The sequence below is a fragment of the Kribbella sp. NPDC055110 genome (genome assembly GCF_053607525.1).
In genome coordinates, this window is record NZ_JBSGTS010000002.1 from 528,657 (window position 1) to 543,411 (window position 14,755).

11 protein-coding genes are annotated in these 14,755 nt (G+C 66.9%); 3 read left to right on the forward strand and 8 right to left on the reverse strand.

Features of this window, described 5'->3' with window-relative positions; genetic code table 11:
* Window positions 1-3: 3 nt before the first annotated feature.
* Complete coding sequence (locus ACWF0M_RS05585; RefSeq protein WP_452234399.1) at window positions 4-2,766, reverse strand: GH39 family glycosyl hydrolase; 2,763 nt, start codon at window positions 2,764-2,766, stop codon at window positions 4-6.
* A gap of 97 nt (window positions 2,767-2,863) precedes the next feature.
* Here ACWF0M_RS05585 and ACWF0M_RS05590 point away from each other — a divergent pair, with 97 nt between their 5' ends.
* Window positions 2,864-3,859: a LacI family DNA-binding transcriptional regulator gene (locus ACWF0M_RS05590; protein WP_452234400.1), complete on the forward strand. Its 996-nt coding sequence runs from the start codon at window positions 2,864-2,866 to the stop codon at window positions 3,857-3,859.
* On the opposite strand, the gene ACWF0M_RS05595 is transcribed toward ACWF0M_RS05590, so the two are convergent.
* The 5 genes from ACWF0M_RS05595 to ACWF0M_RS05615 all read right to left on the reverse strand — a co-directional run bounded on the left by ACWF0M_RS05595 (window position 3,832) and on the right by ACWF0M_RS05615 (window position 8,654).
* Entirely contained in the window at window positions 3,832-4,701 is an 870-nt protein-coding gene (locus tag ACWF0M_RS05595; protein WP_452234401.1) for an NAD-dependent epimerase/dehydratase family protein, read from the reverse strand. The two genes, ACWF0M_RS05590 and ACWF0M_RS05595, sit on opposite strands and share 28 nt — an antisense overlap.
* Window positions 4,698-5,570 (reverse strand): carbohydrate ABC transporter permease, encoded by an 873-nt coding sequence (locus tag ACWF0M_RS05600; protein ID WP_452234402.1) that lies wholly within the window; start codon window positions 5,568-5,570, stop codon window positions 4,698-4,700. The genes ACWF0M_RS05595 and ACWF0M_RS05600 overlap by 4 nt, the downstream gene beginning before the upstream one ends.
* Window positions 5,567-6,463, reverse strand: a complete 897-nt coding sequence (locus ACWF0M_RS05605; RefSeq protein ID WP_452234403.1) for a carbohydrate ABC transporter permease — start codon at window positions 6,461-6,463, stop codon at window positions 5,567-5,569. Before ACWF0M_RS05605 ends, ACWF0M_RS05600 begins: the two co-directional genes overlap by 4 nt.
* Window positions 6,444-7,820 carry an extracellular solute-binding protein gene (locus tag ACWF0M_RS05610; protein WP_452234404.1) on the reverse strand — a complete coding sequence of 459 codons (1,377 nt, stop codon included), beginning with the start codon at window positions 7,818-7,820 and terminating at the stop codon, window positions 6,444-6,446. The genes ACWF0M_RS05605 and ACWF0M_RS05610 overlap by 20 nt, the downstream gene beginning before the upstream one ends.
* Before the next feature lie 108 nt (window positions 7,821-7,928).
* Entirely contained in the window at window positions 7,929-8,654 is a 726-nt protein-coding gene (locus ACWF0M_RS05615; RefSeq protein WP_452234405.1) for a helix-turn-helix domain-containing protein, read from the reverse strand.
* Between the two features lie 72 nt (window positions 8,655-8,726).
* On the opposite strand from ACWF0M_RS05615, the gene ACWF0M_RS05620 reads away from it, so the two are divergent.
* Both ACWF0M_RS05620 and ACWF0M_RS05625 read left to right on the forward strand, forming a co-directional pair.
* A complete protein-coding gene (locus ACWF0M_RS05620) occupies window positions 8,727-10,271 on the forward strand; it encodes an FAD-dependent oxidoreductase (RefSeq protein ID WP_452234406.1) in 1,545 nt (514 codons plus the stop codon).
* Complete coding sequence (locus tag ACWF0M_RS05625; RefSeq protein WP_452234407.1) at window positions 10,268-11,419, forward strand: glycoside hydrolase 5 family protein; 1,152 nt, start codon at window positions 10,268-10,270, stop codon at window positions 11,417-11,419. Before ACWF0M_RS05620 ends, ACWF0M_RS05625 begins: the two co-directional genes overlap by 4 nt.
* A gap of 187 nt (window positions 11,420-11,606) precedes the next feature.
* Here the strand turns inward: ACWF0M_RS05625 and ACWF0M_RS05630 are convergent, their stop codons facing one another.
* Together ACWF0M_RS05630 and ACWF0M_RS05635 are read right to left on the reverse strand one after the other, a co-directional pair.
* A complete protein-coding gene (locus ACWF0M_RS05630) occupies window positions 11,607-13,034 on the reverse strand; it encodes an alpha-L-fucosidase (protein ID WP_452234408.1) in 1,428 nt (475 codons plus the stop codon).
* A 28-nt stretch (window positions 13,035-13,062) separates the two neighbouring features.
* Complete coding sequence (locus tag ACWF0M_RS05635) at window positions 13,063-14,751, reverse strand: ABC transporter substrate-binding protein (protein WP_452234409.1); 1,689 nt, start codon at window positions 14,749-14,751, stop codon at window positions 13,063-13,065.
* Window positions 14,752-14,755: the final 4 nt, after the last annotated feature.

Below are 14,755 nucleotides of genomic sequence, written 5' to 3' on the forward strand. Positions count from 1 at the left end.
GCGTCAGTGGGTCGCGGGGTCGAGGACGACGGGGTTGAATCCGGCCGGGTTCTTGGTCTCCGCCACACCCTTGCCCCAGGTCAGCCAGCCGCGCCGCCCGGTGCCGTCGTTCTCGTTGACCACCACGGTTGCCGACAGCAACCGATCGCCGGGCGCGAACCCGAGCGTGCTCCACGGGACAGCGATCTCGTACGTCGTGGTGTGCGCGGCCTCGTCCCGCACGACCTTGGCCTGCACGCCAGGCGGCGTACCGGTCTGGCTGGTCGGTGTCCAGCGCCACGTGTCGACCGGACCGGCATCTGTCAGCGCGACACCGATCTCCTGGGTAGTGGTCGCCTCGCCGGGCGCGCCGGCCGTCATACCGAGCTGGATCCCGTCACCGCCCCAGATGTTGCCGGCCCGGTTCGGCTGGGAGAACACGTCGTCGGTGATCTTGGCGGACAGGTACAGGTTCTGGTCGTCGTGGGTGAGCCAGAGCGATCCCGACAGGTCGCTCGGACCACCCCAGCCGGTCACTGGCGGTGTGCCGGTGCCTTCGAGTGCGATCGCGGGCTGCCCAGCAACAGCTGGGTCGATCGCGCCGTCCAGTGTCACGGTGTGCCGCTTCGCCACGGTCGGCCCGCTGACCGGCGTGAGCTTGCCGGAGGCCTTGATATCGACCAGTCCGGTACGACGGAGGCTCGCGGACCACGTGGACGCTGCGGTGAGACTCAGCGGTACGTCAGCCTGCTTGGTCGAGTGCGCGGCAATCGTGCAACCCGCGAACAGGGTCCCCGACGCTGTGCCGGTCGCCCAGTCGAGGCCCGCGACCGGCAGATCATGTGACGAAGCATTGGCCACGCGGAAGCGGAGCAGGTCCTTGCCACTGCCGTTGACCACGTGCGAGGCGGTCACGGACAACGGTGGCGTCGCGGTACCCGTGGCAGAGACAAGGGCAACCGCTCGGCCGTCGACCGTGACCGTTGCGGAGTAGGTCCGCGGCCCGGTCGAGTCCTGCGCCGGGTAGCCGACGGGTGCGGTGGTCGTAGCACCTGGAGCGACCGAACCACTGGTCTCGGCGCCCCCTGCAGAGACGGTGAACGCGTGGGTGACGGTGTCCGGGTTCGTGAAGGTGAGCGTGCCCGTGGCCGGGTCTCCGGCGATCTCCGGGCCGACCGACAGCGCGAAGCGACTGGACGGGAGCATCGGTCCGGTGATCGCGCCCTTCAGGTAGACAGGGTTCGGTCCGGCAGTCACCCAGACATGTCCGCCCGCGTCCGCGGTCAGTGTGGTCTCTGCGCCGTACAGGTCCGTGACCTGGACAGTCGAGCCGGGCGGGGCGGTTGCCGCCACCACTCCGGGTGTGGTCGACCAGACCGCGTGGACGCTTTGCCCTGCACCGGCGTCGAACGAAACGTCGTACCCGTTGGTGCCGAAGCGGGTCTGGCCGATCAGCGGGAGCTCGTCGATCTGGCGGGCCAGGACGGCGGTGGCGACGTACGACGGCTTGGGTACGAGCGCACCACGCGAGTCGAGCCGGTTGCGCACCAGGCCGAACCGGTGCTCGACGTTCGACGGGTCCGTACCCGAGTCCATGAAGTTGTAGGAGCTGTACCGCGCCACACCGTTGCCGTAGGCCAGCAGGTTGCCGCGCACCAGGTCACGCGCTTGCGCCGGCTCGGAGACCGCACTGGGGTTCGTCCCGGTCGCCCAGCCCTGTTCGGAGATGTAGATCGGCTTGGTCGAGCCGTGCGCCGCCATGATGTTGCGGATCGTGTTGACGTAGGTGACCGACGCTTCCGGGTCCAGCGGCTGCACGTACGGGTGGATGGTCACGGCGTCGACGTAGTCCAGCCCACCGAGATCGGCGAACTTGGTGAACCAGCCCTGCCAGTCGTTGATGACCGCCAGCGACGGGCCTGTCAGCTTCACGTCCGGGTGCTTCGCCCGTACCGCGGCGCTCACCGTCTTCAGCAGCGCGACGTAGTTCTCCGGGCTGGCTTTCGCGGCACCGTTCGGGTCACGGAGGTTCCACTCGTTCCACAGCTCGTACGTCGTGTGCTCGGTACCCCACTGGTCGACGGCTGCGACGGCGTACCGCGTGAACGCCTCGCGCTGCTCGTCCGTCGCGGGCGCCTCGTCCGGGTAGTACAGCGTGTTCCCGTAGTCGAGGATGTTGAGGAAGTCGACGTTGTTGGCGTCCAGCGCCGCCATGTAGTCCTTGTACCGCTGCGGGAACTGGATGACGCCCTTCGTGGTCTCCGCCGCGGCCCAGAACGCCTCGTCGCGGTCGGTAGAGATACCGCCGTTCGCCATCAGCGGCACGGCTTCCAGACCGGGGTTGGCACTGCCGCCGAAGCCCAGTGCGCCCGCGACTCCGATCCGGGTATCCGTGGACGTCGAGAAGTCGTGTGGAGTCAGTACGGCGAAATCGGTGCCGCCGAGCGTCGTCGTACCGTCGGACCCCACCGCTGTGAGGTCGGTCTGGTACCAGCCGGGCGTGCTGACCGGCAGAGCGAGCTGTCCGTCGAGTGTGGCGGCCGGTGCGGAGCCTTTCGCCACCTCGGTCCCACCGGCGTCACGGACCGTCCAGTTGACGGTGGCGGCGTCGGTGCTGAAGCCCAGCTTCACCTGCTGCCCAACGGTGAAGGTGTTGCCCACAGTGGTCGGTGTGATCGTCAGAGTCGGCGCAGCGGTGACAGCTGCGCGAGCGGGCGACTGGAGTACGGCGGCCAGCAGCAGACCGGCCATGAGAAGACTGACTGCGCCGGAGCGGCGACGGGCCATGGAATTTCCTCCCAGGAAGCGAAAGCGGTTTCGCAAATCACACCTTGATACTGCGGGAGCCCGCTGTCAACGGCTCGTTGCTGACTACGATGTGCACATGGCCGATTCAGTGATCACGCTGTCCGATGTCGCCGCTGCGGCCGGAGTGTCGCTGTCGACCGCTTCCAAGGCGCTGAACGGCACCGATCGGATCTCGGAGGCGACCCGGCAGCACGTCCGCGTGACAGCGGACCGGCTCGGGTTCCGGCACAACGCCCTGGCCCGGTCGTTCGCCCGCGGCCGCAGCCAGACCATCGGCGTGCTCACCCACCGCGCGTCGAACCCCTTCACCCGCGTGGTGCTGGCCACTGCCGCCACCGAGCTGGGCGCCAAGGAGCAGGCGATCCTGCTGTACGACGCGCGGATCGACGAACACGACGTCACCGAGAGCATCCTGCAGCTCCGGGCCCGCCGGATCGACGGCGTGATCGTGATCGGGACCGGTACGTCGTATCCGACGCCGTCGCTGACCAGCCGCTTCGACGTCCCGGTGATCTACGCGTTCACGTTCACCGAGGACCCCGACGACGTCACGATCACGTCGGACGACGACGAGATCGGCCGGCTCGCCGTACGGCACCTGTTGTCGAAGGGGCGCCGGCGCATCGCCCACATCACCGCGGAGCCGCACGACAACGCCGCCCAGCGCCGGGTGGCCGGAGCCGAGCAGGTGCTGGCCGATGCCGGGCTCGAGTGGGCGGCCCCGCCGCGCTTCGGCCGCTGGCGTGAGGGCTGGGGCGCCGAGGCGGCCGCCGAGGTCCTGGCCGAGGCACCTGACGTCGACGCGATCTTCTGTGGCAGCGACGCGATCGCCCGCGGCGCCGAACGCATCGTCCGCGCATCCGGGCGGGACGTGCCCGGTGACGTCGCACTGATCGGCGTCGACAACTGGGAGCAGCTGATGCACGATCAGCGGGTCTCCCGCCACCTGACCACGATCGACGTCGGCCTCGAGGAGATCGGCCGGCAGGTGGCGGCCCACCTCCTCGAGCCCGACCCCCAGCCCGGCATCCGGTACGTCGCTCCTCAGGTCGTGACCGCGGAGACCACCTGATCCTCGTCGTGGATCGAGTACCGCGGCCTGAAGCCCAGCAGCTCCCGCGCCCGGGTCGTGTCGACCAACGATCCACGTCCCGCGACCTCCGACCGCAGCGGCACCGTTGGCGCGTACTCGCGCAACAGCTCAGCGGTCTGCCGGTCAATCAGGATGTCATCGGCCGCCAGACCGACCACGTGGGCCCCGGCGGCCGGTGACTCGAGTGCGGCGATGATCGCCCGGACGCCGTCGCGCAGGTCGAGGTAGGCCCAGCCTTCCCGCGCCATGACCGACGGGTCGCGTTCGGTCATGGCCGCGAACTTGAACAGTTCCTCGCGAGTCTTCACCAGCGGGAACCGCAGCGCGATCACGGTGGTTCCCCAGCGCCGCCACGCCATCCGTGCACTCTGCTCGTCCACGCTTTTGGACAACGAGTACGCATCCGCGATGTCGGCCTCGACCGCCTCGTCCAGCGGGTAGTACGCCGGCTGTACCTCGTTCACATTCATCGGTACGCCGAACGCGTTGATACTGCTGGCGATCACCACCCGGCCGATCCCCCGCTGCCCGGCCTGTGCCAGCACGTTGAACGTCGCCGCGACGTTGTTCTCGAACACCTCCTCCGGCGTGCCCAGACTCGGATGCGGAATCGCCGCGAGATGCAGTACGGCGTCCACACCGTCGAGTGCGGCCGCCACATCCTTCGCCGATCGCGCATCGCCGACCAGCGGGCGGTCCGCCGTGCTGGTGTGGTCGTAGCGCAGCGACAGGCCGGTGACGTCGTACCCGCTCTTCTGCAGGCCGAGGACGGCAGCCCGGCCGATCGAGCCGTCCGCACCCGTCACGAGAACCCGCCTCACGCCTTGATTCCCCCAGACAGGCCCACGCCACGCAGAAATGCTCGCTGGAAGACCAGGAACAGCAGTACCGGGATCAGCAGGGCCAGGAACAGGCCCGCCAACTGGATGTTGAGCTCCGTCACCTTGGCGATCTTCGGCAACGCCACCGAGACCGGCTGCAGATCCGGATTCGTCAGCACCAGCAGGGGCCACAGGTAGTCCTTCCAGGAAGAGATGATGCTGAGCAGCACGACCACACCGAGGATCGGCCGCGACAGCGGGAGCACGAGCGAGGTGAAGACGCGGATCGAACCGGCACCGTCGATTCGGGCCGCTTCAAAGTACTCGCGGGGGATGCTGTCGAAGAACCGCTTCACGATCAGCACGTTGAACGCACTGGCCGCAGGTGGCAGCCAGACCGCCCAGAACGTGTTGGTCAGGTTGGCGTGCACTACAGGTACTTTCAGCACGGTCAGGTACAGCGGGACGAGCGAAACGATGTGCGGCACGAACAGCGTGGCCAGGATCGCTCCGGACAGCACGGTCCCCCACCGCGGCCGTAGCACGCTGAGCACGTAGCCGGCCGTCGTACAGACGATCAGCGACGCAACCGCCGTACCTGCCGCGATCATGGCGGTGTTGCCGAGGTAGTAGCCGATGTGGCCCTGTTGCCAGGCTATCGCGAGGTTGCCCCACTGCACCTGGCCGGACGGGAACCAGGCGAGCGGCGACCGGATGCTGTCCTGCGTCGGCGAGATCGCTGCCTTGAGCAACCACAGCAGCGGACCGAGCCCGGCGACGAGCAGTCCGATCAGTACGACGACCTGTCCGATGACGAACGGCACTCGGATGCGGGTGAGCTTGCGGTCCGCGTCCGACAGCACACTCACTCGGTACTCCAGCCACGCGTGGCCAACTGGAAGACAGCCGACAGTACGGCGAGAGCCAGCGCCAGGAGCACGCTCAGCGCGGTAGCTGCGCCGTAGTCACCGTTGACGAAGGCGTAGTTGTAGATGAGCAGCAGAATCGTCATCGTCGACCCCTGTGGTCCGCCGCCGGTGAAGAGCAGCGGCTCGGTGAACAGTTGCATCGTCCCGATCACCTGCAGGAGCAGCATCAGCAACAGGACACTGCGTAGGTGCGGCAACATGACATGCCACACCCGACGTACCACTCCGGCGCCGTCCAGCTCGGCTGCCTCGTAGAGGTCCGCGCGTACGGACGTCAGAGCGGCCAGGTAGATGATCACCGCATTGCCGGCACCCGCCCACGTCGCTTCCAGCACGATCGATGGCATCGCAGACGACGGACTGTCCAGCCAGAGGAACGGTCCGAGTCCGACACTGCCGAGGATCGAGTTGAACATCCCACTGGGCGACGGATCGTAGAAGAACCGCCAGAGCAGGATCGCGACCACGGGCGGCGTGATCACCGGCAGGTAGGCCAGCATGGTGTACAGCCAAGACCTGCCGCGCAGCTCGGACAGGAACATCGCCAGCAGCACCGGCACCGGGAAGCCGAACAGCAAAGCGAGCAAGGTGAACCACAGGGTGTTCAGCGACGCCTGGCCGACCGCAGGGTCGGTCAGCACGTACCGGAAGTTCTCCAGCCCGACCCACTTGACCGGATCGATCAGGTTGGTCTGCTGAACGCTCATCACCAGGCCCTTGACGATGGGGCCCCAGGAGAAGACCAGGAAGATGAGGAGCACCGGCAGCGCGAACAGCACTGCCGGTACCCCGTTGCGCAGGCGGCGGAGCAAGTCAGCGCCCGAGCTTGGCATTCACGGTGCCGGCCGCCTTGGTCAGCAGTGCCGGGATGTCGGCCTTCGCGTTACCCAGTACGGATTGCACTACCGGGTCCAGAGCGGCGTACACCTCCTGAGCCTTCACCGGCGGCTCAGCGATGATCTTCTGGTCGGCCGCCACCTTCGTGTACGGCGCGAAGTTCGCCAACGGCACGTTGACGTACGGCTTGATCCAGGACTGGTACGTCGACCACTGGTCCGCCGCGACGACCGGGAGACCGGGCACGCCGACCGGCAGCTTCGCCGCCACACCGTTCTTGGCGCTCGTCACCGCGGCGTCCTGGTTCACGTACTTGTTCAGGTAGGCGAACTTGATCCACTTGATCGCAGCCGCCTTCTCGGCGTCCGTCGCACTCGGGCTGACGATCTGGACGCTGCCACCGCTGAGCGTGCCGTGGTCACCGCCCTGCTGCGGCATCGGGCCGATCCCGAACGCCGACGCCTTCAGGCCGTTGGTGTTGACCAGCGTGCGGTACGCGTCCGGCGCGGACATGAACATGCCGATCTTGCCGGCCGCGAACGCCTTGGAGATGCCGTCGATGTCGTAGAGCACGGCCTGGCCCATGGACTTGTCGGTCCACTTCAGGTCGTGCAGCAGCTGCAGCGCGGCCCGCGACGGCGCGTCGTCGAACGTCGCCTTGCTGCCGTCCTCGTTCTCGATCGACCCGCCGAACGCGTAGCTCTGGGTGGTGAACATCCAGCCGCCGGTGTTGTTCGTGGTCATCTGGGCGTAGCCGGCCTGCCCGGTCTTCTGCGCGATCTGCTTCGCGTCCGCCCGCAGCTCGTCCCAGGTCGCCGGCGGCTTGTCCGGGTCCAGACCTGCCTTGGTGAACAGGTCGCGGTTGTAGACGAGGCCAACCGAGTAGGCGGCGGTCGGTACGGCGTACACGTTGCCGGACCGGTCCTGGGCGATCTTCAGCACGTTCGGGTTCAGTTCGCCCAGCAGACCGTCGTCCTTGAGCACCTTCGTCAGGTCGGCGACCTGCTTGCGGGCGATCAGGCCCTGCGGCTCGGTGAACGGCACATTGAGTACGTCGGGGAGCTGACCGCCGGCCGCCTGCGCCTGGAACGTCGTCGCATCCCAGATCGTCTCGACCGGGTCCAGCTTGATGTCCGGATTGGCCTTCTGGAAGTCGGCCACCTTCTTGTCGAACGTCGCCCGGTTGGCCGGGTCGGAGCTGGACGGACGGTCACCGACAGTGAGCGTCACCTGTCCGGACCCATCGGGCGCGGCGGAGGAGGACGAGGGGGCGCTGGAGCAGGCCACCAGTCCTGCCAGCAGGATCAGGGAGGTCGTGAGCGCTGCGGTGGAGCGGATCGGGGGTCGGTACATGCGAACTCCTCAGCGGGGATGGGGCGCGAGCGGCCGTTTCCGCAGAGTAGCGCAAGCGCTTTCGCAAATACCAGACCCCAAATGCAGCCGGCCCCCGATGCGACGCCGTCAGACCCGGCTGAGGTCGCGGTACTGGGAGGGCGATCGGCCCGTGTGTTTGCTGAACACGCGGCTGAGGTAGAAGGCGCTGCGGTACCCGCAGTGCTCGGCGACGACCTGCAGCGTGTCGTCGGTCCCGGCGAGGAGCTCGCGCGCCTTCCGGATCCGGAGGCGGCGAAGGTACAGGACCGGTGTGACGCCGTGAACCGCTTTGAATCTGCGGGACAGTTGTGCGGGACTGATGCCGAGAGCGGTGGCCAGGGCGCCGAGCGAGAGGTCCGGTGCGGTGAAGTGCTCGTGGACGTACGCCGTCGCACGCTCCACCAGGTCGTCCCCGGGTGCGTCGTGGTGCGCGCGCAAAGTCATCAGTACGAGGTCTGTGACGACGTGAGCGGCCACCAGGTCCGCGTGACCGTCTGTTGCCTCGAGCATCGTCAGGTCCGCGCGGAGACGGTCGAGATCCTGCACTCGCCGGCAGCCGGCCGGCGGCTCCAGATCGGTACTGAAGCGCGCGTGGAAGAAGGACACGGGTGTCCGCATCGTGCGTCGAAGCGTCCCGCCTGGCGGGCAGATGACAATATCCCCGAACCTCGCCACCCCAGGCGACGCCCCCGAGACCTCGAAGGCGAACGCTCCGCTCCGGGGCAGCAGCAGACTCCAGGTCTCGTAGGTGTCGGACGTGAGGCTGAAGCGGTCCCGGCGCGGCGCGAGTAGGTAGCCATCGAGCGTCAGCACGGCAAGAAAGTACATGTGCATGCCCAGAATCGCTATGTTCGCGATGGTTTGTCCGACGCCACAGTGCATGTCATGGTCGATATCTGTATCTACGGAGGTACGCCCGCGGGGTGCGTCGCCGCGATGACCGCCCATCAGGAAGGCGCATCCGTCGTCCTGATCGAGCCGAGCCGATGGCTCGGCGGCATGCTCGGCGCCGGTATCAAGCCGGCCCAGGACTGCCCGATCCCCGCGGCCGTCGGCGGCCTCACCAGCACCGCGGTCTTCGGGTTCGGCACCAACCCCCACGACGTCCAGCGCGCATTCCAGGACTGGATCGCGACGGCCGGCATCGAGGTGATCTTCGAGCGCCGCGCCCGTTCCGTCACCCGCTCCTCCAACCGCATTACCGCCATCCAGCTGGAGACCTCGTCACCTGACAAGTGGGGCGTTCCACTCCCGGCCTCGGAATCGCTCCCTGACGGCGAGGTACGAGCGGCAGTCTTCGTCGACGCGTCGTACGAAGGCGATCTGATGGCGCTCGCCGGCGTCCCCTACTGCACCGGCCGCGAGGCGCGCGATGCCTACGGCGAGGACCTGGCCGGCGTCCAGCCGGTCACCAACTGGATGCCGATCGACCCGTACGTCGTGCCCGGAGACAGCACCAGCGGACTGCTCCCCCTGCTCGAGCCGGACCATGGTCTGCCCGTCGGCGCCGCAGACGACTACACGCAGGCCTACAACTACCGCTTCTACGTCACGACCGATCCAGCTCGCCGCGCGGACCTCACTCCGCCCGACGGCTACTCCCCTGCCGACTACGAGCTGGTACGCCGCTACGTCGAGCACCTCGGCCCGAACCTCGAAGCCCTCCGCGGGATCTTCCCCGGATGGATGAACTCGGGCGAGTACAACTACCAGCGCGCATCCCTGGTCACCAACGCTCCGCTCGGAGTGAGCCGTGCGTACCAGAACGGCAACTGGGACGACCGGTCCCGGATCTGGCGCCATCACATCGACTACCTGCGCGGACTCCACCACTTCCTGTCGACCGATCCCGCCGTACCGGATGAGTTCCGGGCCGAGACAGCGGCGTACGGACTCGATGCGAGCGTCTTTCCGGAGACCGAAGGCTGGCCGCCGCAGCTCTACGTGCGGGCGGCGCGACGCCTCGACGGTGCCTGCACCGTCACCCACGCCGACGTGACCAACCAGGTCCACCCCGGCGACAGTATCGGCCTCGCACTCTTCGGCGTGGACGTCTATCCGGTACGACGGATCCCGCACCGCGACCAGCGAACCGGGCAACTCGGAGTCGCGACGGAAGGCGACATGTTCATCGGTGGCCACCTGGGCACCGGCCGTCCGTACCCCATTCCCTACCGGGCCATCACGCCGCGACAGGCAGACTGCGGCAACCTTCTGGTTCCGGTCTGCCTGTCGGCCTCCCACATCGGCTATGCCGCGACCCGGATGGAGCCCGTCTTCTGCGTCCTGGCCGAATCCGCAGCACTCGCCGCGGTGCAGTCGCTCCGCGCGCAGACCGACGTACAAGAGATCGACATCACCGAACTCCAGAACCGGCTCGTCGCCAGAGGCCAAGTCATTACGTGGGACACCTTGTACGAGGCGCGATGATGACCCCGGACCGGCCGGCGTTCGGGGTCAACTATGTACCGCGCGAACAGTGGTGGAGCACCTGGCTGGACTTCGACGAGAACTCGATCGCCGACGATCTGACCGCGATCGCCGCCCTCGGCTGCGACCACATTCGGATCCAGTGCCTGTGGCCGGTCTTCCAGCCCTTTCCGACCTCCGTATCGGCCACCGCCATGGCCCGGCTGTCCAATGTGCTCGACCGCGCGCACGACGTCGGGCTCGACGTCTGGGTCACCGTCCTGAACGGTTTCCTCTCCGGCTGGGTCTTCCGCCCTCCGTGGCTGACGCGGAACAACCTCTTCACCGACCCATTGGCTGTCTCCGCCGCCGGACTCCTGCTCCGATCAGTCGCCGAGCTTGTCTCCACACACCCCGCCGGCGCAGGCATCGACCTCGGCAACGAACCGAACATGCTGGTCGGCTACGAGCAACAGACCGTCACCCAAGAAGACCTGGACAGCTGGGCGCGCGCCCTGATCGGAACCGTACGAGCCGCGGTACCGGACCTGCCCGTCGTCCTCGGCGCGGACCACCAGGCATGGACCACCGAACAGGTCGGCTTCAGCCCGGCCATGCTCGCCAACGAACCCGACATCACCACCGTCCACGCCTGGCCCTACTTCAGCGGCTTCCTCGGCCAGTTCGGCGAAAACAACGACCTGGCCTGGTCGATCGGCGCCTACCTCGCCCAGGTCGCAGCCGCACATCAAACCACTCCGCGGCCGATCTGGGTGCAGGAAATCGGCGTCGCCCCGCAATGGATCTCCACCATCAGCGTCGAGGATGCCGTTGAACAACTGATCCGTCATGCCATGTCGGTTCCCGGAGTCTCCGGACTGTCCTGGTGGGCATCGCACGACATCCGGCCCGATCACGGCGGCTTCGCATCCCTCGAGTACGGGCTCGGTCTGCTCGACATACACAACCGGGTCAAACCCACCGGACACCGCTTCGCCGACGTCACCGCCGAACTCCGGAAGACAGCAGACCGGCAGCGCAACCTCGCCCCGGCATCGATCCTGCTACCTCGCGACGGCCCCGCAGACCTCGAATTCGCAACCTGGTGGGCTCAAAACTGGTCGAACGGACGACCACCACAAGTTCTCCTGCCACCCGAACCCGCCTGAGAAAGCCGACTCCGAGGCTGAGCGGTCGCGCTCGCCGCGCGATGCAGAACGCGTTCGGCGAGCAGACGGAGCTGTTCGCCCGCGACTTCTCGGTCGAACAGACCCGTGCGCTCAACCCAGCCCTGCAAAGAAAGCTTCACCGCCTGGCTAGCCACCAACAAGCACCGGATTCCCCGCGTACATCGGATCAGCCGACCTGAACGGCGAGGCAGTTTGCGGTCTCGAGTGGAGGGGTCTCGGGTAGTTCTACGACCAGGACACCCTGGGCCTGGGCGAAGGGTACGGGTCCGTGGCCGAGGAGGCGTACGGCGGTCACGGATTCGCCGGTCAGGCTGCGGATCACGGCGCGCCGGTCGTCCGGCCAGGAGAGTTGGAACGCGTAGACCGTGTTCTCGCGGCGGGTGAACCGGTAGTCGGAACTCGTCCAGCTCACCCGGTCTTCCGTGAAGCCGTCGATGATGACGCTCGACGGTCCCTCACCGAACACGTCGAAGGGTCGGGTGGCGTAGATGCCCTCGCCGCAGACCTTCGTCCAGGCGCCGAGGTCCTCGAGGAGCTGCGTGCATTCGAGGTCGAGGCTGCCGTCCGGCAGTTGCGGCACGTTGAGGAGGAGGTTCCCGTTCTTCGACACGATGTCGACCAGGAGCTCGATCACGTGGCCGGCGGTCTTGTAGACATCGCGCACGTTGTAGAACCAGTCGCCGACCGACGTGTCGGTCTGCCAGGGCCGCGACTGGATGCCTGGGGTCTGACTCCGTTCGATGTCCATCACCCCGACCGCGCTCACCTCGGGACTCCGGTCCTTCTGCTGGTAGACGGCCCGGTTCGTCCCGTGGGTCCGCGCGCTGGTGTTGTACAGGTGGCTGACCGCCTGCAGACCCGGTGCGTACGTCGCTTCGCCGAACGGCAGCGGACCGTCGGAGTAGAGCAGATCCGGCTGGTACCGGTCGATCATCTCCGTGACGGCCTCGAGCCAGTGCGCGTGCCAGCCGGCATCGTTCAGGTACCACGGGTCCTGGACGACAACGTCCACGGCCGGCAGGTAGCGGGCATTGTCGAGGTACAGGTCGCGGTAGCGCGGATCCGTCCCGTCGTACGGCGTTCCCGCGAACGGGCCGTGCTTGTCGCTGCCTTTGCTGACCGCCAACCACCCGAGAGCGGCGCCCAGATGCTCTGTGATTCCGAACGGCAGCCCACGGTTGTCGGCGGCCGCCTTCCAGAGGCCGACGATGTCCTTGCCCGGACCGACCTTCACCGAGTTCCAGGCGTGCACGGCCGAGTCGTAGTTGAAGAAGTTGTCGTGGTGCACCGCCTGCGCCACGAAGTACCGGGCGCCCGCGGCAACGAACCGGTCCATCAGGTCCTCCGGATCGAACCGCTCCGCCTTCCACTGCGGTACGACGTCCTTCCAGCCGACCTGCGACGGGTGGCCGTACGTCCGCAGATGGTGCCGGTACTGGTCGCTGCCTTCCCGGTACAGGTTGCGGGCGTACCAATCGCCGTACCGCGGCACCGACTGCGGGCCCCAGTGCGACCAGATACCGAGCTTTGCATCCCGGAACCAGTCCGGGCATTCGAACGTGCTGAGTGACTCGAAAGTTGCGTCGAACGGCACTGGTCGCTCCTCGTCGGGGTTGCAGGGACTACTTGTTGGGTGCCTTGTCGTAGGCGGTCTGCTGAATCTCGAGGTACCGCTTCAGCCCGAGGCTGTCGAGGCCCTTGAGGTAGGACTCCCAGTCGCTGTCGAGGTTCTTCGAACCGGTGATGAACTGCAGCGCGTTCTGCTGCACGTAGTTCTCGATGTTGGTCTGCAACGTCGAGACCTCGTTGGCCAGGGTCGGTTCGATCCACACCTTCCAGAACGGGTAGACCTGTGCCTTGTCCTCGTGACCGGCGTACAGCTTGGTCGCCTCGTACAGCCGGCGCTCGTAGCCTGCCTGGGAATACAGGTCGGTGCTGATCGCCTCGGAGTTCCGGAAGGTCGCCGTGTTGTTGTACTGCGCGAGTGCGCCCCAGCCGGAGTTCGGCGGCTTCGCGCCGACCTTCTGCGGGATCTGCTTGAACACCGGCTTCAGCGACTTGTCCAGTGCGACGTCGCTCCCTCCCGGCTTGGTCCAGGTCTTGCCTTCGGTGCCGAACTGGCCGTTGATCTGGCCCTGGTCGGTGAACATGTAGTCGAGCAGCTTGATCGCCTGGATCTGCTCCTCCTGCGTCGCCTTGCTGGTCAGCACGAACGTTGCCCCGGGCACGCTCGGGAAGGTGTAGCCGGTGAAGTTCGCGCCGTCCGGTCCGGTCAGCGGCGGTACGGCGTCGTACTGCTTGTCCCGTCCGTCGGCGGATCCGGTCGTGACGAAGATGCCCGGGTGCAGCACGGTTGCCGAGCCAAGGACCACCGCACCGGCGTGGTTGCCCTGCTGCTGGAGGGCACCGGGGTTCTGCGTGAAGGCGCCCTTGTCGATCAGGCCGTCCTTGTACAGCGAGTTCAGGTAGGCGAGGCCCTGTTTCCAGCCGTCCTTGTTCGCCTGGACGTCGACCTTGCCGTCCTTCAGCACCAGCGTGGAGTTGTTGTTGCCGCTGGTGCCTTGCGGGTCGTAGATGAAGGCGTTCATGAAGTACGGGATCAGCACGTCCCGCACGTCCGCGCTCAGCGGGATCTCGTCGGCCTTGCCGTTCCCGTTGGGGTCCTGGGTCTTGAACGCCTCCAGCACTTTGCGCATGTCATCGGTGGTCTTCGGCTGCTGCAGGCCGAGCTTCTTCAGCCAGGCCGAGTTCATCCAGAGCTTGTCCTGGTACGAGCAGTGGAAACAGTCCACCCACTGCGGCATACCGTAGATCTTGCCGTCCGGCGCGGTGGCCATCGCCTTCCACTCCGGCGTGGAATCCAGCGCCTTCTTGATGTTCGGCGCGTATTGATCGATCAACTGGTTCAGCGGTACGACGACACCCTGGTTCGACAGCTTGAGCAGATCGGCCTGCGTGAACTGGTCGACCCAAGGGATCAGCAGGTACAGGTCGGGGTAGTCACCGCTGGCCAGCGAGATCTGCCGCTTCTCCTTGGCCGGCCCACCGTCGAACGTCGTGTTCTGCCACTTGATGGCCAGGTTGAACTTGTCCTTCACCGCCTTGGTGAAGTCGTTCGTGGCCAGGTTCCAGTCGGCCGACTGCGGCGCGAAGACGTCCAGGGTGAGCGCGGGATTCCCGGTGATCGTGGGCAACGGCTTGCCCTGCGTGTCGTCGGAGCCACTACCTCCCGAGCAGGCCGCCAGGGCGAGTGCCAGGAGACCGACGCCGGCGATCGCGGCGCGCCTCCTCCTTCTGAGCTGTACAGACATAGGT